Raw genomic sequence first — 22,921 nt, 5'->3', positions numbered from 1 at the left:
GCGTCGATGGTGATCGAAGCTTCCTTCTGGCCCGCGGCAATGGTGATGCTCTCGCCGTTGCTCAGCTTGATCACCAGATCGGTGCCCGCCTTGTTGCTCAAGGTGGCGGTGTAGGTGATCTTGCCACCTTCGGCCACGGTGTCGGTCGCGGTGAGCGAGAGCGTGGTGATGTCCGGGGTCGCCGGGTTGTCGGTGACAGTGGTCACTGGCTCGCCAACGGCTACGGTCTTCTCGTAATTGCCACCCGAGATGCTGGTGATCTTGTTGCTCAGGTCCAGGTTGGTGTTGTGGACGTTGTTCGGTGCGGTTAATCGCACCTATGCCGACGCGAGGCCAAGGGGGATGGTGATTGTCTTGCCGTTGGCCAATTTCACTACCAGATCGGAACCGGTGACCTTGTGGTTGACCGACGCGGTGTAGGTGACAACGCCGCCTTCGGCGACAGTCGACGTCGCGGTCAGGGTCACGGTAGTGGTGTCGATGGTATCAGTCACCTTCGTCACAGCCGCAGTGCTGCTGACATCCAGCTTCTCGAAATCACCACCGGTGGTACCGGTGACGGTCACGCTCAGATTGGCGGCATCGACATACACATCGTCGCTCGGTGCGTCGATGGTGATCGAAGCTTCCTTCTGGCCCGCGGCAATGGTGATGCTCTCGCCGTTGCTCAGCTTGATCACCAGATCGGTGCCCGCCTTGTTGCTCAAGGTGGCGGTGTAGGTGATCTTGCCACCTTCGGCCACGGTGTCGGTCGCGGTGAGCGAGAGCGTGGTGATGTCCGGGGTCGCCGGGTTGTCGGTGACAGTGGTCACTGGCTCGCCAACGGCTACGGTCTTCTCGTAATTGCCACCCGAGATGCTGGTGATCTTGTTGCTCAGGTCCAGGTTGGTGTTGTGGACGTTGTTCGGTGCGGTGAATGGCACCGATGCCGACGATTCGCCAACCGGGATGGTGATGGTCTGGCCGTTGGCCAATTTCACTACCAGATCGGAACCGGTGACCTTGTGGTTGACCGACGCGGTGTAGGTGACAACGCCGCCTTCTGCCACGGTCGAAGTCGCGGTCAGGGTCACGGTAGTGGTGTCGATGGTGTCAGTGACCTTGGTCACGGCTGCGCCGCTGTTTACATTCAGTTTCTCGAAATCACCACCCGAGGTTTCGGTCACTTTGACCTGAAGCACTTCAGCATCGATGTAGACGTCGTCGCTCGGGGCGTCGACAGTGATCGAGGCCTCCTTCGAGCCGGCAGCGATGGTGATGGTCTCGCCATTGCTCAGTTTGATGACCAGATCGGTGCCGGCCTTGTTGGTCAAGGTCGCGGTGTAAGTGATTTTTCCACCCTCGGCAACCGTCGGTGTCGCGCTCAGGGTCAGGTGGGTCATGTCCTTGGTGCCTGGACCGTCGGTCACGGTCGTCACCGGCTCGCCCACAGCTACGGTCTTCTCGTAGTTGCCGCCCGAGATGTCGGTGATCTTGTTGGTCAGGTCCAGGTTGGTGTTGTAGGCATTGTCTGGCGCGGTGAACGGTACCGACGCAGACGACTCCCCCACCGGGATGGTGATGGTCTGGCCGTTGGCCAGTTTCACCACCAGGTCGGAACCGGTGACTTTGTGATTGACCGACGCGGTGTAGGTGACAACGCCGCCTTCGACCACGCTTTGCGTGGCGGTCAGGGTCACGGTGGTGGTGTCGATGGTATCGGTCACCTTGGTCACAGCTGCCGTGCTGCTGACTTCAAGTTTCTCGAAGTCGCCACCGGTGGTGCCGGTGACGGTCACGCTCAGGTCTTCCGCATCGACGTACACGTCGTCGCTCGGTGCGTCGATGGTGATCGAAGCTTCCTTCTGGCCCGCGGCAATGGTGACGCTCTCGCCGTTGCTCAGTTTGATCACCAGATCGGTGCCGGCCTTGTTGCTCAGGGTGGCGGTGTAGGTGATCTTGCCGCCTTCGGCCACGGTATCCGTTGCAGTCAGCGAGAGCGTGGTGATGTCCGGGGTCGCCGGGTTGTCGGTGACAGTGGTCACTGGCTCCCCAACCGCCACGGTCTTCTCGTAGTTGCCGCCCGAGATGCTGGTGATCTTGTTGGTCAGGTCCAGGTTGGTGTTGTGGACGTTGTTCGGTGCGGTGAATGGCACCGATGCCGACGACTCGCCCACCGGGATGGTGATGGTCTGGCCGTTGGCCAATTTCACTACCAGATCCGAACCGGTGACCTTGTGGTTGACCGACGCGGTGTAGGTGACCACGCCGCCTTCGGCGACAGTCGAAGTCGCGGTCAAGGTCACGGTGGTGGTGTCGATGGTATCGGTCACCTTGGTCACAGCTGCAATGCTGCTGACGTCGAGTTTCTCGAAGTCACCACCGGTGGTGCCGGTGACGGTCACGCTCAGGTTGGCGGCATCGACATACACATCGTCGCTCGGTGCATCGATGGTGATCGAGGCTTCTTTCTGACCCGCCGCGATGGTGATGCTCTCGCCGTTGCTCAGCTTGACGGTCAGAGCAGTACCCGCCGGGTTGGACAGCGTAGCGGTGTAGGTGATCTTGCCACCTTCGGCCACGGTGTCGGTCGCGGTCAGCGAAAGCGTGGTGATGTCCGGGGTTGCAGGGTTGTCGGTGACGGTAGTCACTGGCTCGCCTACGGCTACGGTCTTCTCGTAGTTGCCGCCCGAGATGCTGGTGATCTTGTTGCTCAGGTCCAGGTTGGTGTTGTGGACGTTGTTCGGTGCGGTGAACGGCACCGATGCCGACGATTCGCCAACCGGGATGGTGATGGATTGGCCGTTGGCCAATTTCACCACCAGGTCGGAACCGGTGACTTTGTGGTTGACCGACGCGGTGTAGGTCACCACCCCACCTTCAGCGACAGTCGAAGTCGCCGTCAGGGTGACGGTGGTGGTGTCGATGGTGTCGGTCACCTTGGTCACAGCCGCAGTGCTGCTGACATCCAGCTTCTCGAAATCACCACCGGTGGTGCCGGTGACGGTCACGCTCAGGTTGGCAGCATCGACGTACACGTCGTCGCTCGGTGCATCGATGGTGATCGATGCTTCCTTCGAGCCGGCGGCAATGGTGATGCTCTCGCCGTTGCTCAGCTTGATCACCAGATCGGTGCCGGCCTTGTTGCCCAAGGTAGCGGTGTAAGTGATTTTGCCGCCTTCGGCCACGGTGTCGGTCGCGGTCAGCGAGAGCGTGGTGATGTCCGGGGTCGCAGGGTTGTCAGTGACAGTGGTCACTGGCTCGCCAACCGCCACAGTCTTCTCGTAGTTGCCGCCCGAGATATTGGTGATCTTGTTGGTGAGGTCCAGGTTGGTGTTGTGGACGTTGTTCGGTGCGGTGAATGGCACCGATGCCGACGATTCGCCAACCGGGATGGTGATGGTCTGGCCGTTGGCCAATTTCACTACCAGATCGGAACCAGTGACCTTGTGGTTGACCGACGCGGCGTAGGTGACAACGCCGCCTTCAGCGACAGTAGAAGTCGCCGTCAGGGTGACGGTGGTGGTGTCGATGGTATCGGTCACCTTCGTCACAGCCGCAGTGCTGCTAACGTCCAGCTTCTCGAAGTCACCCCCAGTGGTGCCGGTGACGGTCACGCTCAGGTTGGCGGCATCGACGTATACGTCGTCGCTAGGCGCGTCGATGGTGATCGAAGCTTCCTTTTGGCCCGCGGCAATGGTGATGCTCTCACCGTTGCTCAGTTTGATCACCAGGTCGGTGCCTGCCTTGTTGGTCAAGGTGGCGGTATAGGTGATCTTGCCGCCTTCGGCCACTGTCGGTGTCGCAGACAGCGTCAGGCTGGTAGTGTCCTCGGAGCCTGGCCCATCAGTGACCGTTGTGCTGACTGGCGCCTTGTCCAAGGTCAGCTTTTCAAACTTCCAGGCGTCTGCACCGCTGACCGCGTCGATCGCGTTCACTACAGGCTGAGCGCCTACATAGACATCATTCGGCGCGGTCACGGTGATCGAGCCGGTGTTGCTGTTGGCCGGCACCTCAATAACGGTCTTGCCGTCGCTGAGGGTGAAGTACAGCGGCTGATGGTTGTTGATCGGCAGGCCGTCCTGGCTGGTCAGCGTGACGGTGTAGGTGATCTGGCCGCCTTCGGTGACGGAATCGGTAGCCGTCAGCCTGGCCACCACTTCGTTGATGGTGTCAGTCACTTTCACCGACGCGTCGCCGCCAAACTGCAGGTTCTCGAAAGTGCTGCCTGCGCTATCGGTCGCCCCTTTGATGCCAACACCGATGGTGCCGGCATCCTGGTAGACGTCGTCACCCTGTTCGGTATGGGTGTACTGCGCGCTGGTTTGCCCCGCCTTGATCGTGACCTGGGCATTGTTGCTCAACGTCACGACAAGATCGTGCGCCAGAACGGTGTTGACCCTCACGGTAAAGGTCGGGTTCTGGTTCTCGGGGACCGACACCTGGTCGGCCTCGATGCTGACCAGAACGAGATCGCCCCCAGTGCCGGGGGTGCCGGGCTCGTCAGTCACTGTGGTACTGACCTCGGTCTTGTCCAGGGTCAGCTTTTCGAACTTCCAAACATCCGCACCGCTGACCGAGTCGATCGCGTTGACCACCGACGGATTGGCGCCTATGTAGACGTTGTCTGGCGCGGTAACGGTGATCGAACCGGTTGTGCTGTTGGCTGGTACCTCAATAACGGTCTTGCCATCGCTGAGGGTGAAATACAGCGGCGCTTGGTTGTTGAGCGGCAGGCCATCCTTGCTGGTCAGCGTAACGGTATAGGTAATTTCGCCACCTTCGGTGACGGACTCGGTGGCGGTCAGCTTGGCGACGACTTCACTGATGGTGTCCGAGATTTCAACGGTAGCCGGGTCTCCGAAGGTCAGCTTCTCGAAGGTGGCACCCGAGACGGTGGCATCCGTGACGCTGAGCGTGACGGAGCCGGCATCCTGGATGACGTCATCACCCTGGGCGGCGGTCTTGTATTCCACTTCGGTCTTGCCGGCCTCGATGGTCACGGTATCGCCGTTCGACAAGGTAACCGTCAACGGACGGTCCAGTGCCTGGCTCACTTTCACCGTGAAGGACGGCTGCTGGTCCTCGGTCACGTTGCCATTACTGACGATGCTAACGGTGACGGTATCGATACTGTCATTGATGACAGTCGATGCGGGCGTCGGGTCTGGCGTCAGCTGCTCGAAATTGCCGCCGGTGGCACTGTTGATGGTGACATGGACGGTCGAGCCGTTGTTATAGACGTCGTTGCCCGGAGTCTGGAAGTCGATACTGCCCTGGGTCTTGCCCGCTTCTACGGTAATGGTCTGGCCGTTGGACAAGGTTACGGTGACCGGGGTCTGGGCCGGATTGCTCAGGGTCACGGTGTAGGTGATGACACCGCCTTCGGTCACGCTTGGCGAAGCGGTCAGAGTCGCGGTGGTGTTGTCGACCGAATCGTTGATCGTGGTCTGAGCCGGGGTCGGGTTCGGCACCAACTGCTCGAAGTTGCCACCGGTAGCACCGGTAATCGTGGTGCTGACGGTCGAGCCGTTGTTGTAGACGTCGTTGCCCGGGGTCTGGAAGTCGACACTGCCCTGGGTCTTGCCGGCTTCGACGGTGATGGTCTGGCCATTGGACAGGGTCACGGTGACCGGCGTCTGCGCCGGGTTGCTCAGGGTCACGGTGTAGGTGATGACACCGCCTTCGGTCACCGACGGAGTCGCCGTCAGGGTCGCGGTGGTGTTGTCGACCGAATCGTTGATCGTGGTCTGAGCCGGGGTCGGGTTCGGCACCAACTGCTCGAAGTTGCCACCGGTAGCACCGGTAATCGTGGTGCTGACGGTCGAGCCGTTGTTGTAGACGTCGTTGGCCGGGGTCGGGAAGTCGACACTGCCCTGGGTCTTGCCCGCTTCGACGGTAATGGTCTGGCCGTTGGACAAGGTTACGGTGACCGGGGTCTGGGCCGGATTGCTCAGGGTCACGGTGTAAGTGATGACACCGCCTTCAGTCACGCTTGGCGAAGCGGTCAGGGTCGCGGTGGTGGTGTCGACCGAATCGTTGATCGTGGTTTGAGCCGGAGTCGGATTCGGCGTCAGTTGCTCGAAGTTGCCACCGGCCGCACCGGTAATCGTGGTGCTGACGGTCGAGCCGTTGTTGTAGACGTCGTTGCCCGGGGTCTGGAAGTCGACACTGCCCTGGGTCTTGCCGGCTTCGACGGTAATGGTCTGGCCGTTGGACAGGGTCACGGTGACCGGCGTCTGCGCCGGGTTGCTCAGGGTCACGGTGTAAGTGATGACACCGCCTTCGGTCACGCTTGGCGAAGCGGTCAGCGTTGCGGTGGTGGTGTCGACCGAGTCGTTGATCGTGGTTTGAGCCGGAGTCGGGTTCGGGGTCAGTTGCTCGAAGTTGCCGCCGGTAGCACCAGTAATGATGGTGCTGACGGTCGAACCGTTGTTGTAAACGTCGTTGCCCGGGGTCTGGAAGTCGACACTGCCCTGCGTCTTGCCGGCTTCGACGGTGATGGTCTGGCCATTGGACAGGGTCACGGTCACCGGGGTCTGGGCTGGGTTGCTCAGGGTCACGGTGTAAGTGATCACACCGCCTTCGGTCACCGACGGGGTCGCCGTCAGGGTCGCGGTAGTGTTGTCGACCGAGTCGTTGATCGCGGTCTGAGCTGGAGTCGGATTCGGGGTCAGCTGCTCGAAGTTGCCACCGGTCGCACCGGTAATCGTGGTGCTGACGGTCGAGCCATTGTTGTAGACATCGTTGCCCGGGGTCTGGAAGTCGACACTGCCCTGAGTCTTGCCGGCTTCAACGGTGATGGTCTGGCCGTTGGACAGGGTCACGGTCACCGGCGTCTGGGCTGGGTTGCTCAGGGTCACGGTGTAAGTGATCACACCGCCTTCGGTCACCGACGGGGTCGCCGTCAGGGTCGCGGTAGTGTTGTCGACCGAGTCGTTGATCGTGGTCTGAGCCGGGGTCGGGTTCGGCGTCAGCTGCTCGAAGTTGCCACCGGTCGCACCGGTAATCGTCGTGCTGACGGTCGAGCCGTTGTTGTAGACGTCGTTGCCTGGGGTCTGGAAGTCGACACTGCCCTGCGTCTTGCCGGCTTCGACGGTGATGGTCTGGCCATTGGACAGGGTCACGGTTACCGGGGCCTGGGCCGGATTGCTCAGGGTTACGGTGTAAGTGATGACACCGCCTTCGGTCACGCTTGGCGAAGCGGTCAGCGTTGCGGTGGTGGTGTCGACCGAGTCGTTGATCGTGGTTTGAGCCGGAGTCGGGTTCGGGGTCAGCTGCTCGAAGTTGCCGCCGGTAGCACCAGTAATGATGGTGCTGACGGTCGAACCGTTGTTGTAGACGTCGTTGGCCGGGGTCTGGAAGTCGACACTGCCCTGAGTCTTGCCGGCTTCGACGGTAATGGTCTGGCCGTTGGACAAGGTCACGGTCACCGGCGTCTGCGCCGGATTGCTCAGGGTCACGGTGTAAGTGATAACACCGCCTTCGGTCACGCTTGGCGAAGCGGTCAGGGTCGCGGTGGTGGTGTCGGTCGAGTCGTTAATCGTGGTTTGAGCCGGGGTCGGATTCGGCACCAACTGCTCGAAGTTCCCGCCGGTCGCACCGGTAATCGTCGTGCTGACAGTCGAGCCGTTGTTGTAGACGTCGTTGGCCGGAGTCTGGAAATCGACGCTTCCCTGGGTCTTGCCGGCTTCAACGGTGATGGTCTGGCCGTTGGACAAGGTCACAGTGACCGGGCTCTGGGCCGGATTGCTCAGGGTCACGGTGTAAGTGATCACACCGCCTTCGGTCACCGACGGAGTCGCCGTCAGGGTCGCGGTGGTGTTGTCGACCGAGTCGTTGATCGTGGTCTGAGCCGGGGTCGGGTTCGGCGTCAGCTGCTCGAAGTTGCCACCGGTCGCACCGGTAATCGTCGTGCTGACGGTCGAGCCGTTGTTGTAGACGTCGTTGCCCGGGGTCTGGAAATCGACGCTGCCCTGGGTCTTGCCGGCTTCGACAGTGATGGTCTGGCCGTTGGACAAGGTCACAGTGACCGGGCTCTGGGCCGGATTGCTCAGGGTCACGGTGTAAGTGATAACACCGCCTTCAGTCACGCTTGGCGAAGCGGTCAGCGTTGCGGTGGTGTTGTCGGTCGAATCGTTGATCGTGGTTTGAGCTGGAGTCGGATTCGGCACCAACTGCTCGAAGTTCCCGCCGGTCGCACCGGTAATCGTCGTGCTGACGGTCGAGCCATTGTTGTAGACGTCGTTGCCCGGGGTCTGGAAATCGACGCTGCCCTGGGTCTTGCCGGCTTCAACGGTGATGGTCTGGCCGTTGGACAAGGTCACAGTGACCGGGCTCTGCGCCGGGTTGCTCAGGGTCACGGTGTAAGTGATTACACCGCCTTCAGTAACGCTTGGCGAAGCGGTCAGCGTCGCAGTCGTGGTGTCGACGGTATCGGTAACCTGGGTAACCGCTGGGGTTTGCGGCACAGTCACCGTCAGCCCGCCGCCCCCGGTGGTGCCCGTTACGGTCGCCGAAATCTGGCCGCCGTCGATATACGGGGTATCGTTTGCCGGGACCACGACGTTGACGCTACCCGAGGTCTGCCCGGCCGGAATGACTATTACGGCCCCGTTGGAAAGGGTGATCACCAGGTTGGTACTCGGCGCTTGGCCAACCGTAGCGGTATACACGATTACGCCACCCGCTTCGCTGATGGAAGGGGTAGCGCCAAGAACCAGGTCGGTAGCAACGCTGGTGTCCGCTGTCGGTGTAGTCAGCTGGTTGTTGCTGGTGGTATCCAGCACGCCAACCTCTTCTCCATCGAGCACGGCAGCAAAGCCAAGCCCGTCGGTCGGGAAGCCGACGGTAGCGTCGACCCGGCCCGCGGTTTCTTCGAGCATGACAAAGCTGTGGCCACCGCCAAGTGCGCCACCACCGCCCGCTGACGATGGGCCAGCCGCGGGCGCTTCAAGCTCGGTAGTCGGGTCGACACCGGCAGCGATCGCCTGTTGCAGTTCCTCCACCGACGGTGCGGCCTGCGCGGTAGCCTGGCTCAGGTCGGTGCTGCTTTCCGGCGCATCAGCGCTCCACTGACTGTCTCGCCCCAGGTCGAGCACACGGCCATCGGCCAGTTCCAAAGTGACTGCACCGCCCGGACCGGTGAGCACTTCCTCACCAGCCAGCAGGCGGTCCCCTTCGATCAGAACACGTCGAATGCCCTCTGGGGATACCGCAATAACCTGGCCGACAATACTTTTGACGATGGCTACAACGCTGCTCATTGGACTCTCCGTGTGACCCGATGGGTACTTCCCTGCCAGAGCGGCACTCGCAGACCACTTCAGGCGGAACTATGTCGATGATCTCTTTCCGCTTATTGGCGTCAATATCCTGTCTATAACTTTTTGGAATTGACCAAATGCCAAACAATTGACCTTATATAATGCAATCCTAAACAATCAACAATGTAATGTCACATTGATATTTGGATCCTAGCCACGCGTCTTTGTAAATAAGTGCCGTACATCATCGAAAGCGCGTTCAGTGGGTACTTTTCAGCATCTTCTCCCGACCTGCGTACCGTAAAGACCGCGCCAGGACAACCGCTCATCGGCAGCTAACAACGATTCAAGCGTCAAGTTACTTTCGCTAGCTCGGGCCATTGCTTGGACACAAGCACAAACCTTGCCTGAAGGCGGTACCGCTGCGTAACTTGCTGTAGATCAAGGAGATAGCGACACTGTGCAAATACTGCAGGCCCGAAAATGAGAAAGCGTTGCCGATTGTCGAGCCCAGTCTGTTGGCGACCTGCTTGCCAACAAATATATCTTGCGCACTTACTTACTGAGCACCGTCAATAAATAAGCGCCTGCTTATTGACATGGCATGAGTCGATACCGACTACACCTGCGCCAGCCGGATGGCAGGCTATGCTGAAACTGATTCGGCTTGGAGCTGACTGGATCAAAAATGAAACATCCACCTAACAGCATCGTCTGCCAGGAATGAAGACCGTAGAATTGTTTACTCAATACCGATTCAAGGCGACCATTGGCCCGTACGCCAAGGTGCCGTAGCCTCATGATCATTGCCTGGCAGCACCGTTGAAAGCCAGGGTGAGCCAGCCTGAACGGCGGCACACCCACCCCACCTACCCAAGGATGAAGAGAGCGCCGCGTGGAATCCGAAGTCAGTCGAGTCCAACTCAGCCACGATCCACGCAGTCAGCATGACGATCCCCTGCTGGATAGTCTGTTGAGCCTGTGTGTCCTGCATCAGAAGCCCGCCAGCCGGGTCATGCTGACTACCGGCCTGCCGCTGCCGGCCCAGCGCCTGAGCCCCGAGCTGCTGCCCCGCGCCGCCGCCAGGGCCGGCCTGCAGGGGCGCCTGCTGCAGCGTAAGCTGGAGCAGATCCCGAGCATCGCCATGCCAGCCATGTTGCTGCTCAAGGAAGGCCGCAGCGCCGTCCTGCTGGGCTGGGAGAACGAAGACACCGCACGCCTGCTGCTCAGCGAGAGCGATGGCGGCGAGGTGCATGTCAGCCGCGAAGCCCTGCAGAGCGATTACAGTGGCCGGGTATTCTTTGCCCAGCCGCAGCACAAGTTCGACGTCAACCACGGCAACCTCATCCCCCGGGCCAAGTCGTGGTTCCGCGATACCTTGCTGCGCAGCAAATGGCTGTATATCGACGCCATCGCCGCCAGCCTGGTGATCAACCTTATCGCCCTGGCCGCGCCACTGTTCGTGATGAACGTATATGACCGGGTAGTACCAAACCAGGCCACCTCGACCCTCTGGGTACTGGCCATCGGCATCGCCGGCGCCTACATCTTCGACCTGATCCTCAAGGGCCTGCGCGGCTTGTGCCTGGACCTGGCTGGCAAGAAGACCGACCTGATCATTTCGGCAACGCTGTTCGAACGTATCGTCGGCATGTCGATGAAGTACCGCCCAGCCAGAGTCGGCAGCTTTGCCCAGAACATTCACGAGTTCCAGGGCCTGCGTGACTTCCTCGCCTCGCTGACCCTGACCAGCCTGATCGACTTGCCGTTCACGGTCCTGATCCTGATCGTCATTGCTGTCATTGGCGGGCACCTGGTGTGGATCCCGATCATCGCCTTCCCGCTGGCCCTGGGCATCGGTTACGCACTGCAAAGGCCACTGATGGCGACCATGGAGCGGACCATGGCCCTGGCCTCGGAGCGCCAGTCCAGCCTGATCGAGACCCTTGCCGGCCTGGATGCGGTAAAGGTCAACAACGCCGAAAGCGAACGCCAGTACATGTGGGAGCAGACACTCGGCACCCTCAGCCGCCTGGAACTGCGGGTGAAGGTGCTGTCGAGCCTGGCGATGAACATCACCCTGCTGATCCAGCAACTGGCAGGCGTGGCAATGATCTGCGTTGGCGTGTACCTGATCATCGACGGCAATCTGAGCATGGGCGGCCTGGTGGCGTGCTACATGCTCAGCGGCCGCGCCCTCGGCCCGCTGGGCCAGCTCAACGGGCTGCTCGCTCGCTATCAGCAAGCCAAGGTGACCATGGTTTCCACCGATCACATGATGGAACTGCCGCAAGAGCGCAACTTCGAAGAACGCCCGCTGAGCCGCAAGGTGCTGCAGGGCAGCGTAGAGTTCCGCGGGGTCGATTTCACCTACCCGAACCAACAGAATCAGGCCCTTAAGAACATCAACCTCACCATCCGCCCTGGCGAGAAGGTGGGGATTATTGGCCGCAGTGGCTCGGGCAAGAGCTCGCTGGCCAAGCTCATCGTCGGCCTGTACGAGGCCGATGGCGGCTCGCTGCTGGTCGATGGCGTGGACATTCGCCAGATCGATGTCAGCGAACTGCGCCACAACATCGGCTACGTGCCTCAGGACATCCAGCTGCTGGCCGGTACCCTGCGCGATAACTTGGTGAGCGGGGCCCGCTACATCGAGGATGAGCTGATTCTGCAGGCTGCCGAACTGGCAGGCGTGCACGAGTTCGCCCGGTTGCACCCGGACGGCTATGAGCTGCAGGTGGGTGAGCGTGGGCAGAACCTGTCCGGCGGCCAGCGACAGAACGTCGCCCTGGGCCGTGCGCTGTTGCTCAACCCGCAGATTCTGCTGCTGGACGAACCGACCAGCGCCATGGACAACACCGGCGAAGAACGCCTCAAGCAACGGCTGCAGGCGGTAGTGGAAAGCAAGACGATGCTGCTGGTCACGCACCGCGCCTCGCTGCTGTCACTGGTAGACCGACTGATCGTGATCGATCGTGGGCAGATTGTCGCCGACGGCCCGAAAGCCGCGGTCATGGATGCGCTGAAGAAGGGGCAGATCAGTGTTGCATAAGCTGGATGTAGGGCAATTCAAGGACGGCCTGCGGCGTTATTTCAAAGGTTCCGATTCACTGGGCGGCCAGCCGCTGCCAGAGGTCAACAAGGCCCTGATCGAGGATGCGCCACGAGTCGTGCGGCTGACCATCTGGGGCGTGATTCTGTTCTTCGTGTTCCTGATCGTGTGGGCCAGCGTCGCGCCCATCGACGAAGTTACGCGGGGTGAAGGCAAGGCCATTCCGTCGTCCAAGGTGCAGAAGATCCAGAACCTGGAGGGCGGTATCGTCGCCGAGATCTTCGCCAAGGAAGGGCAGATCGTCGAAGTGGGCCAGCCATTGCTGCGCCTGGATGAAACCCGCTTCGCCTCCAACGTGGGTGAAACCGAGGCCGACCGACTGGCCATGGCCTTGCGCGTCGAGCGCCTGAGTGCCGAAGTGGGTGATACCCCTTTGAAGATTGATGAGGAATTGCGCAAAGCCGCGCCGAGCCAGGCAGCAAACGAAGAATCGCTGTATCAGAGCCGGCGCCAGCAATTGCAGGACGAGATTGGTGGCTTGCAACAACAACTGGTCCAGCGCCAGCAGGAACTGCGCGAGTTCAGCTCGAAGCGCGCCCAGTACGCCAACAGCCTGCAATTGTTGCGCAAGGAGATCAGCATGTCCGAGCCCCTGGTGGCCACCGGCGCGATCTCCCAGGTTGAGGTGCTGCGCCTGCGCCGTGCCGAAGTGGAGAACCGCGGTCAGCTGGATTCCACGGCGCTGGCCATCCCGCGTGCCGAAGCGGCCATTCGCGAGGTGCAAAGCAAGATCGAAGAGACCCGTGGCAAATTCCGCAGCGAAGCACTGACCCAGCTGAACGAAGCGCGCACCGAGCTGAACAAGGCCACAGCGACCAGCAAGGCGCTGGATGATCGCGTGCACCGGACCATGGTCACTTCGCCGGTACGCGGTATCGTCAAGCAGCTGTTGGTGAACACCATTGGCGGGGTGATCCAGCCCGGCAGCGACATCATAGAAATCGTGCCGCTGGACGACTCACTGGTCATCGAGGCGAAGATCCTGCCCAAGGACATCGCCTTCCTGCACCCGGGGCAAGAGGCGACGGTCAAGTTCACGGCCTATGACTACACCATCTACGGTGGGCTGAAGGCCAAGCTGGAGCAGATCGGTGCCGATACCATCACCGATGAAGACAAGAAGACCACCTACTACCTGATCAAGCTGCGCACCGACCGCAGCCACCTGGGCACTGACGAGAAGCCACTGCTGATCATTCCGGGGATGGTGGCGACGGTCGATATCATGACCGGCAAGAAGACCATCATGAGCTACTTGCTCAAGCCGATCATGAAGGCGCGTTCGGAAGCGTTGCGCGAGCGTTGATCGCCATCCCTACCGTGATCGTGGTAGGAGCGGCCTTGTGCAGCCCTTTCGCGACACAAGGCCGCTCCTACAAGGGACTGCATACCCTCGGCGATACTTGCGAGTTGTCAGCGCCAGGGAGCAGGCTCACCAACCAACTGCCCCTGAATCCCGCCCACACCCATCTCGCTCAACACCAACCGCTCACCTTCCGTCTCGACCCGCTCGGCGATCAGCGGCAGGTCGATGCTGTGTGCGGCGCGCTGGATCGCTTCGATGAACAGCCGCTTGTGCTGCTCCTGGTCAATGTTGCGGATGTAGCTACCATCGATTTTCAGGTACGCCAGGCCCAGGTGCGCCAGGTTGCCGATCATGCTGAAACGCCCACCAAATCGTTGTAGCGCCAGGCCGAAGCCAAGAGCATGCAGGCGTCGGGTGAGTTGCTCCAGGGCCGCTTGCTCAGGCAACTGCTCCTCGCCAATTTCGAAAACCAGCCGAGGGCCGAGCGCCGTGTTCTGGCCCAGAAGCTCGAAGACACGTTGAAGGGCCTTGGGGTCGGCCAGGGTGGCGGCGGACAGGTTCAGTGCCAACACCTGATCATGCCCTCGAAGGTGTGCGAGCACCTTCTCCAACACCAGCACATCAAGCCGCGGCATCCACCCGAAGCGCTCCAGCCAGGGCAGGAAGCGGCCTGCCGGCAGCGCCTCGCCCTGGCCATCCTGCAAACGCGAAATCACTTTGTGATGCAGTACCCGTTGCGCAGAGGCGCAATCCACCACTGGCTGGAAGAACAGTTCGAAATGCCCATTGTTGAACGCCTGGTCCAGCCGCTCGTGCCAGACATGCTGGCTATCCGCGGCAACTGCAGCCACACCTTGTTCAAGGCACACCCAACCCGGCGTTGGCTGGTTTTCGGCGCGGGCCAGCGCCTCGTCAGCAAGCTTCAGCAATGCCTGTGGTGAATCACCGGGACTGAAAGGCGCCAGGCCGATACAAGCCACCGGGTCGATATCACTGGCACCTGTTTCGTGCAGGCTATGCAGTGTCGCTTCCAAGGCCTGGGCAAGCTGTACCGCCTCTTCATGCACCATGCCCGGCGCCAGCACGGCGAACTCGCCCCCGCGGCTGCGGGAAATCAGGTCGTTGGTCTCCGGGTAGCTGGCACAGGTGCGACGCAACTGCTCACCCACGGCCTGCAATAACTGGTCGGTGCGCTGGCCGCCAAGGCGGGCGTTCAATCCTGCCAGCCCCTGGACCCGCAACAACAGCAGGTACCCAGCACGCGCTTCTTCCAGGTTGCTCACCCGGGTGTTCAACTGCATCTCGAAATAACGGCGGTTGGACAGCCCGGTCAGGCTGTCCTGGTAGGACTCGGTACGCAGCCGCTCACTGCGCTCGGCCTGCTCGGTGAACAATGCCTTGAGCTTCTCTACCATCTGGTTCATCGCCTGCACTACCCGACGCAGCTCCGGCGTGCGGGGCAACTCGGGCAGGCTGAGAAACTCGCGGCGGGCAATGGCGTGGGACTGCTCGACCATGTAATCCAGCGGCCGCAACTGGCGACGCAGGAGCAAGGCGCCGAGTACCGCACTGGCCGCGCCACACAACAGCAGCCAACCCAGGCTGCCCAAGGCGCTTTGCCAGAGTTTGGCAACAGCGAACATCGGGTGGCTGATCACTTCAACGCGTGCGGCCTGCTGCCAGCCGCGGCTGACGATGGCATCGCCACCGGCGGCTTCCAGGCCGATCAGGTGCACGAACCAGCGCGGCACACCGCCGGGGTCCGGCTCGGCGTGGCGCTCCACCAGCACAGCATTGGAGCCCAGGTCGACAACCTTGATGCTCGAGTAGTAACCACTGTCGAAGATCGAACTGACCATCAGCTCGACCATCGCCGGGTCATCGATATTCGGTGTCAGCGACAGCGCCAGCGCTGTCGCCGCATCCTGGGCGTGCGAGCGCAACTGGTTGACGTACTGGCTGCGCGAGCTTTCCAGGCTGACCATGAAACTGCCACTGAAGGCGACTACCAGGAACAGGCAAATGGCCAACAGCAATTGTTTGAACAGTGACATCTGTGCTCCTTCAGTAAACCGGCTCGGCCGGGAACCCTTCGGCCTGCATTTTCTTCAGCAAATCCTGCCAGCGAGAGAGCCGCTTGGTATCGCCGACCTTCTTGTTGCCTGCGGCGCCCGTCAGCCACAAACCCTCACCATTGAAGGCGTATACCGGCAGCAGGTCGGTACGCTGGCTGGCCGGCTTGATGGCATCCATCAGGCTGTCGAGCACCAATGGCTGTGCCTGTGGGCTTGAATAATAGGTCAGGACCATGTGCGCCCGGTTCTGCCGCAGCGCCTTGACGTAGGTGATGCGCAACTTTTCGCTGGGGATGCCCATGCGCCGCAGGCTGAAATATTTGGCGATGGCGTAGTCTTCGCAGTCCCCTGCGCCCTTGATCAGCGCCTGCACCGGCGTGGCCCAATAATCGACCTCGTGCCACAGGTCGATATCCTCGACATAACGCAATTGCTGGTTGAAGAAGCGGTTGACCACCTGCAGCCGCTCAAGCTCCGTACCCTGCTTCTGTGTTGCCATCAGGTTCTGCCAGGCATCGATACGGCCCTGCCCGGCACCCAAGGGGCCATACAGGGCCTGCGACTTGCGGCTGATCTGGGAAAAGTCCCAATCCGCGTGCAAGCCGCCCAGCAGGAGGCTGCCCAACAGCGCAGCAAGGCCGAGACGTTGCACAACGGTTTTGAGCATCCAGGATATCGCCACTGCGTAGCCCTGTTCAGGCCAGTCGAAAGCAGCGATGGTGCGGCTTGCCAAGGCAAAAAACAATGGCACCCTGCAATCATGCACCCGCCGGTCAGTCGACCTACACTTTCTGGTTATAACCTTCTATAGGTCGCTTCCTTTGCCCGGCGACTTCATCCACCATAGCCGCGCTTTGGGGCGCCTGTTCCATCACAAGCACAGGTTTGACACCCCCAAGAGCTGTTACTAGTGTCATTGGATCCAACTTTAGTCATCGTTGAGGCAGGCGTCGCGTGGCCGAGAAAATCAAATTGAGCAATGTGCTGGCCAGCGAGCAGCTGTTGCCGCACCAGGCCCGTGGCGTGATCGAAGAACGCCTGCGCAGTGCCATTCTTGATGGCCGCTTGCCCCCAGGTACTGCCATACGCCAGCAAGAGCTCGCTACCTTGTTCGGTGTCAGCCGCATGCCCGTTCGTGAGGCCCTGCGCCAGCTCGAAGCGCAATCGCTGCTGAAGGTGGAGATGCACAAGGGCGCGGTTGTTGCGCCGTTGATCGGCGAGGACGCGGTGGACACCTATGCCTTGCGCGTATTGCTCGAGACCGAGGCGCTGCGCCAGTCCATTCCGTTGCTCGATGCCAACGACATCGCCAGCGCGCGCGGGTATATCCAGCAACTGGAAAACGAAACCCGTCACGCTGAAATCGGCCGCCTCAATCGCCTGTTTCACATGTCGCTGTACAACAAGGCGCCGAACAAGAAGCTCCTGCGCCTGATCGAGGACGAACTGAACGAGGAAGAGCGCTTCCTGCGGTTTCATCTTTCGTCCATGGGCTTGGGCAAGCTCACCCAGGACGATCACAACGCACTGGCGGATGCCGCTGGCGACAAGCTGGTGGACGAAGCAGTAACGGTGCTGGAACGGCACTTGAATAACGCATCGCGGGTAATCCGCAAGTACCTGGATACACAACTGCGCCGCTAGCAAGTAGTGACTGCATCATGGGCGGTCGGATGGCTTGCAAATTGATCGGCGCTTGTCAACAATGAGACTAATTATCATTCATATCCATTGGTGGCAGCGCCCTCCCCATGCCCAGCAACGATTCCGTGCAAACGCTCTACAGTGACCACCACGGCTGGTTGCATGCCTGGCTACGCAGCAAGCTGGGCAACGCCGCCGATGCCGCAGACCTGGCCCAGGATACCTTCGTGCGCCTGCTGCAGCGTCGCGAACACTTGCAGCTGAACACGCCCCGGGCTTTCCTGCGAACGGTTGCGCGTGGGCTGGTGATCGATCACTGGCGGCGCGAGGAACTGCACAAGGCCTACCTCGAGGCACTTGCACAGGTGCCGGAAGCACAGGCCCCCTCGGCCGAAACCCGTGAGCTGCTGCTGGAGTTGCTGGAGCGCATCGCGCGCATGCTCGACGGCCTCAAGCCCAAAGTACGCCGCGCATTCCTGCTGGCCCAATGCGAAGGGCTGAAGCACCAGGCCATCGCCGACCAGATGGGGATTTCGATACGTACCGTGGAGCGCTACATAGCCGACGCACTCTACCATTGCTACCTGCTGCGTTACGCCGACGAGTGCTGACGCGATGACCGCCGCACAGCCTGGCGCAACAGCGGTAAAGCAGGCCATTCAGTGGATGCTGAGGCTGCGCGAGAGCGGGCATGACCCTGCCCTGCAGCAAGAGTGCAGGCAATGGCGCACAGCCCACTACGAACACGAACAGGCCTGGCAACGGGTGATTCACCTGCATCAGGATCTCGACCTGCGTGCCATCCCTGGCGCCGGGCTGGCATTGCAGACCCTGGAGACCAGCCAGCGCCGCCTGCACCGTCGACAGGCGCTGAAGCTGCTTGGCGGCGCTGCCATGGTGGGGACGGCGGCATGGGTGGGAAAAGACCTTGATACGGTCAACGTCTGGACATCGGACTACGCCACCGGCACGGGCGAACGACGCAGCTTTACGCTTCCCGATGGCTCGCTGATGCAACTCAATACCCGCAGTGCCGTCGACCTGGCCTTCAATGACCAGCAGCGTATGGTCCGTCTGAAGCAAGGGGAATTGATGATTGCCTGCAACCCGCAGCGTTCCTTGCTTGTAGAAACTCGAGACGCGTTACTGGAAGGGTTCGAAGGGCGCTTTGTGGTGCGCCAGGATAGCGACTGCACGCAGGTCAGTGTCAGCCATGGCAGAGTGGCGATACACCGGCCTGGCCAGTTGCAATGGATCGAAAGCGGCCAGAACTGGCGCCTGGATGCACTAGGTAAACACCGGCTCGAGCAGGTGGCGATGGATGCGATGGCCTGGACCGAGGGCCTGATCGTCACCCGGGACATGCGCTTGTTCGACTTCCTCGCGCAGGTCAGCCGTTATCGCCACGGTTACCTGGGCTGCAGCGATGACATTGCAGACTTGCGCCTGTCCGGTGTATTCCGCCTCGAAGACCCGGAGCAACTGCTGCAACTGCTGCCACGGACGCTGCCCGTTCGGCTTCGCCAACGTACACGCTGGTGGGTTCGCGTCGAGGGGCTGGCCTGAACTGACGGCGGCTATCGCGTTCAGGGCCGCTTCGCGCCCCATCGCCGGCAAGCCAGCTCCCACAGGGATCGCACAAGGTCTCAGGGCTATGCAATACCCGTGGGAGCTGGCTTGCCGGCGATGGGGCGCGTAGCGGCCCAATAACTTTTTTGACGGGTTTTGAATGCCGGTCCGGCTAGGACAGTAAGCGACACCTCCTGCCCTCACACCTCAACGGACCCCTCATGCCAACCGACTCCGTGCACACATTTAACGCGAATGATTTTCGACCTGTCTTGCAATCAGCGCTACTACGCAAAGCAGTCCGTGCTGCCCTGTTCGGCACCGCGTTGGGCCTGACAGCCGCACCGCAACTGTCCATGGCAGCTGAAACGGCCCAGGTGAGCCACCACTATGCGATCCCCGCCGGCCAGCTGGATGACGTGCTCAACCAGTTCGCCCGACAGGCTGGCATCACCTTGTCCAGTACACCTCAGCTCACCCAAGGCTTGCAGTCGAACGGCCTGCAGGGACAGTACCCAACCGATCAGGCACTGCGCCAGTTGCTCAATGGCAGCGGCCTGGAAGCCGTCAGTCAGGATGGCCGCAGCTACGTGTTGCAGGCACAACCCCAGGGCGCTGCATTGTCATTGCCAGACACCGATGTTCGTAGCTTCACCCTTGGCAATGCGTTGGGCAGCATGGATGGTTACAACGCGACCCACAGCCAGGTTGCAACCAAGACCAGCATGCCACTGGTAGAGACATCGCAATCGGTCTCGGTGGTCACCCGTCAGCAGATGGACGACCAGGGCTCACAAACCGTCGCCCAAGCCATGCGCTACACACCGGGGGTGCTGACCAACCCCTACGGTGCGACTCATCGTTATGACTATGTGGCCATGCGAGGTTTCAACGACGGCTCGGTAGACAACATCTACGTCGACGGGCTCAAGTCGATGGGCGATAACGGAACCTACAGCACCATGCAGGTGGACCCGTACTTCCTTGAGCGCATCGATATTCTCAAGGGACCGTCTTCGGTACTGTACGGCCGTAGCTCCCCAGGAGGCCTGGTGGCACTGACCACCAAGAAGCCGCTGTTTACCCCCTACCATCAAGTCCAGGCCACCCTCGGTACACAGGGCCAACGTGGCACGGGTTTCGACTTCAGCGGCCCTTTGGATGACGACAAGCGTATCGCTTATCGCCTGACAGGCCTGGCGGATGCTTCCGACACGCAGTTCGACCACAACAAGGAAGAACGCTACGCCATCGCGCCGGCCGTCAGTATCGACTTCAACGAAGACACCTCGCTGACCCTGCAGGCCTACCTGCAACACGACCCAAACGGCGGGTACCACGGCGGTAACCCTGCAGATGGCATGCTGCACAAGCGCAACGGCTTGCGTCTGTCGGACCACTTCTTCGAAGGCGAGCCAGGTATCGACAACTACGAGCGCACCCAACAATCCTTCAGCTACCAGTTCGAGCATCGCTTCAACGATGTGTTCACTGCGCGACAGAACTTCCGCTACCAGGATTCTGATGTGTCGATGGACCAGGTGTATTCCGCCGGTTGGGCGGACGCCAACAGCAATATCCTCAACCGCGCCTATACCGGCGGCGACGAACGCCTGCATTCGTACATCATCGACAACATGCTGCAGGCGGAATTCTTCACCGGGGCCGCCAAACATACCCTGCTGCTGGGCGCCGACTACCAGCGACGCAAGGCCGACGTGGCCTGGCGTTATGGCACAGTCGACCCGCTGGATGCCGGCAATCCGCAGTACGGCAATGGCAACCTTCAGGTACTGGGCGAGAACCGCTACCAGCGGCGCCTGCAGCAAACGGGCGTTTACCTGCAGGACCTGGTGGAGCTGGACCAATGGCGCTTCTCGTTGGGGCTGCGCCAGGACTGGGTGAAGGTGTCCGAGGAGAATCGCGACAGCAACACCAAGGTCAGTGACCAGCGCTCCAGGTTCACTACCCGCGCAGGTGTGCTCTACCTGTTCGAGAACGGTATTGCGCCCTATGCCAGCTACTCGGAGTCGTTCAACCCCAATACCGTATCCGACCAGCAAGGCCGCCCTCTGGCACCGACCGAGGGCACTCAATGGGAGGCTGGTATCAAGTATCAGCCGCCGGGTAGCGACAACCTGTTCACCGCATCGGTGTTCCGCATCGAGCAAGAGAACCTGGCCTCGAAGCAGCCTGACGAGGACTTCTATCGCCCTGTAGGGCAAGTGCGCTCACAAGGGCTGGAGCTGGAGGCCCATGTGCAGCTGACCGATAGCCTGAAACTGCTTGGCGGCTATACCTTTACCGATATCGAATACGCAAAGTCGATGCCCAGCCTGGTGTCGGCCAGTCTTGATAACAAGGGCAATTCACCAACCCAGGCACCGAAACAGATGTTCTCGCTTTGGGCTGACTACAACTTCCACCAGGGGGCACTGGATGGCCTGCGCTTGGGCGGTGGGGTGCGGTACGTGGGGTACAGCTGGGTGGATGCGGAAAACAGCATGAAGGTGCCTTCCTATACCTTGTTCGACGCCTCGATCGGCTATGACCTGGGCAAGGTCGGTCTCCGGGGGATGGATGTTCGCCTGAACGCTAACAACCTTACCAATGAAAGCTACATCACCTCGTGTGCCAGCCTGAACTATTGCTACATGGGTGAAGAGCGCAATGTCAGCGCTACGGTCAGCTATCAGTTCTGAGTCTATGGCGGCCGCTGCGCTTCCGATCGCGACACAAGGCCGCTACTACACGGAAAGCGCGCTCGCCTGAATGCCCCACCGGAAAAGACAAAGCCCCTGTCTGCATCGCAGACAGGGGCTTTGGATTTGAATCTTGACGATGACCTACTCTCACATGGGGAAACCCCACACTACCATCGGCGATGCATCGTTTCACTGCTGAGTTCGGGATGGGATCAGGTGGTTCCAATGCTCTATGGTCGTCAAGAAATTCTGTGTGCTGGCCCGTCCCTCGGACGTGCCTGCAAATCTCTGTAGTTCCTACTTAAAGACAAAACCCCTACCTGCATGTGCAGATAGGGGTTTTGCGAAATGAATCTTGACGATGACCTACTCTCACATGGGGAAACCCCACACTACCATCGGCGATGCATCGTTTCACTGCTGAGTTCGGGATGGGATCAGGTGGTTCCAATGCTCTATGGTCGTCAAGAAATTCTGTTGCCAGAATGTCCGGATGGACAGCCCAGCGAATTCGGATATGCGATATTTGTGATGTTGCGAACTTTCGGTTCTTTCGTCTTCACCACCGCAATCTGCGTCAGCAAATTGCTTGGGTGTTATATGGTCAAGCCTCACGGGCAATTAGTATTGGTTAGCTCAACGCCTCACAGCGCTTACACACCCAACCTATCAACGTCGTAGTCTTCGACGGCCCTTTAGGGGATTCAAGATCCCAGTGAGATCTCATCTTGAGGCAAGTTTCCCGCTTAGATGCTTTCAGCGGTTATCTCTTCCGAACATAGCTACCCGGCAATGCCACTGGCGTGACAACCGGAACACCAGAGGTTCGTCCACTCCGGTCCTCTCGTACTAGGAGCAGCCCCTCTCAAATCTCAAACGTCCACGGCAGATAGGGACCGAACTGTCTCACGACGTTCTAAACCCAGCTCGCGTACCACTTTAAATGGCGAACAGCCATACCCTTGGGACCGGCTTCAGCCCCAGGATGTGATGAGCCGACATCGAGGTGCCAAACACCGCCGTCGATATGAACTCTTGGGCGGTATCAGCCTGTTATCCCCGGAGTACCTTTTATCCGTTGAGCGATGGCCCTTCCATACAGAACCACCGGATCACTAAGACCTACTTTCGTACCTGCTCGACGTGTTTGTCTCGCAGTCAAGCGCGCTTTTGCCTTTATACTCTACGACCGATTTCCGACCGGTCTGAGCGCACCTTCGTACTCCTCCGTTACTCTTTGGGAGGAGACCGCCCCAGTCAAACTA

Annotated in this window: 10 protein-coding genes and 3 rRNA genes; 6 read left to right on the top strand and 7 right to left on the bottom strand. The window is 60.5% G+C overall.

Annotated elements, in window-relative coordinates:
• Both JV551A3_RS30895 and JV551A3_RS01865 read right to left on the bottom strand, forming a co-directional pair.
• The coding region (locus JV551A3_RS30895; protein WP_235874531.1) for an immunoglobulin-like domain-containing protein at positions 1 to 317 on the bottom strand (317 nt) is incomplete at its 3' end.
• A complete protein-coding gene (locus JV551A3_RS01865) occupies positions 318 to 9,245 on the bottom strand; it encodes a retention module-containing protein (protein ID WP_235874530.1) in 8,928 nt (2,975 codons plus the stop codon). It lies immediately after the preceding gene.
• 895 nt (positions 9,246 to 10,140) lie between these two features.
• Here JV551A3_RS01865 and JV551A3_RS01860 point away from each other — a divergent pair.
• Positions 10,141 to 12,297, top strand: coding sequence for a type I secretion system permease/ATPase (locus JV551A3_RS01860; protein WP_133969874.1), 2,157 nt, complete (start codon positions 10,141 to 10,143; stop codon positions 12,295 to 12,297).
• Positions 12,287 to 13,663, top strand: a complete 1,377-nt coding sequence (locus JV551A3_RS01855; protein WP_085602323.1) for an HlyD family type I secretion periplasmic adaptor subunit — start codon at positions 12,287 to 12,289, stop codon at positions 13,661 to 13,663. Before JV551A3_RS01860 ends, JV551A3_RS01855 begins: the two co-directional genes overlap by 11 nt.
• Positions 13,664 to 13,770: 107 nt before the next feature.
• On the opposite strand, the gene lapD is transcribed toward JV551A3_RS01855, so the two are convergent.
• Positions 13,771 to 15,717, bottom strand: coding sequence for a cyclic di-GMP receptor LapD (gene lapD / locus JV551A3_RS01850; RefSeq protein WP_133969873.1), 1,947 nt, complete (start codon positions 15,715 to 15,717; stop codon positions 13,771 to 13,773).
• Between the two features lie 10 nt (positions 15,718 to 15,727).
• A complete protein-coding gene (gene lapG / locus JV551A3_RS01845; RefSeq protein ID WP_177421240.1) occupies positions 15,728 to 16,489 on the bottom strand; it encodes a cysteine protease LapG in 762 nt (253 codons plus the stop codon).
• A gap of 203 nt (positions 16,490 to 16,692) precedes the next feature.
• Here lapG and JV551A3_RS01840 point away from each other — a divergent pair, with 203 nt between their 5' ends.
• The 4 genes from JV551A3_RS01840 to JV551A3_RS01825 all read left to right on the top strand — a co-directional run bounded on the left by JV551A3_RS01840 (position 16,693) and on the right by JV551A3_RS01825 (position 21,653).
• A complete protein-coding gene (locus JV551A3_RS01840) occupies positions 16,693 to 17,382 on the top strand; it encodes a GntR family transcriptional regulator (RefSeq protein ID WP_112251646.1) in 690 nt (229 codons plus the stop codon).
• A 107-nt stretch (positions 17,383 to 17,489) separates the two neighbouring features.
• A complete protein-coding gene (locus tag JV551A3_RS01835; RefSeq protein ID WP_133969872.1) occupies positions 17,490 to 17,993 on the top strand; it encodes a sigma-70 family RNA polymerase sigma factor in 504 nt (167 codons plus the stop codon).
• 4 nt (positions 17,994 to 17,997) lie between these two features.
• On the top strand, positions 17,998 to 18,948 hold the full coding sequence (locus JV551A3_RS01830; RefSeq protein ID WP_133978267.1) for a FecR domain-containing protein: 951 nt from the start codon (positions 17,998 to 18,000) through the stop codon (positions 18,946 to 18,948).
• 224 nt (positions 18,949 to 19,172) lie between these two features.
• Positions 19,173 to 21,653 carry a TonB-dependent siderophore receptor gene (locus tag JV551A3_RS01825; protein ID WP_133978265.1) on the top strand — a complete coding sequence of 827 codons (2,481 nt, stop codon included), beginning with the start codon at positions 19,173 to 19,175 and terminating at the stop codon, positions 21,651 to 21,653.
• Between the two features lie 131 nt (positions 21,654 to 21,784).
• On the opposite strand, the gene rrf (JV551A3_RS01820) is transcribed toward JV551A3_RS01825, so the two are convergent.
• From rrf (JV551A3_RS01820) to JV551A3_RS01810, 3 genes are all read right to left on the bottom strand, one after another.
• Positions 21,785 to 21,900, bottom strand: a 5S ribosomal RNA gene (gene rrf, locus JV551A3_RS01820).
• A gap of 109 nt (positions 21,901 to 22,009) precedes the next feature.
• A 5S ribosomal RNA gene (gene rrf / locus JV551A3_RS01815) occupies positions 22,010 to 22,125 on the bottom strand.
• A 131-nt stretch (positions 22,126 to 22,256) separates the two neighbouring features.
• A 23S ribosomal RNA gene (locus JV551A3_RS01810) occupies positions 22,257 to 22,921 on the bottom strand; the annotation flags it as partial.

Origin of the sequence: Pseudomonas inefficax, from assembly GCF_900277125.1 — a bacterium.
Taxonomy (GTDB): Bacteria; Pseudomonadota; Gammaproteobacteria; order Pseudomonadales; family Pseudomonadaceae; genus Aquipseudomonas; species Aquipseudomonas inefficax.
This window is presented reverse-complemented; position numbering and strand designations above follow the sequence as displayed.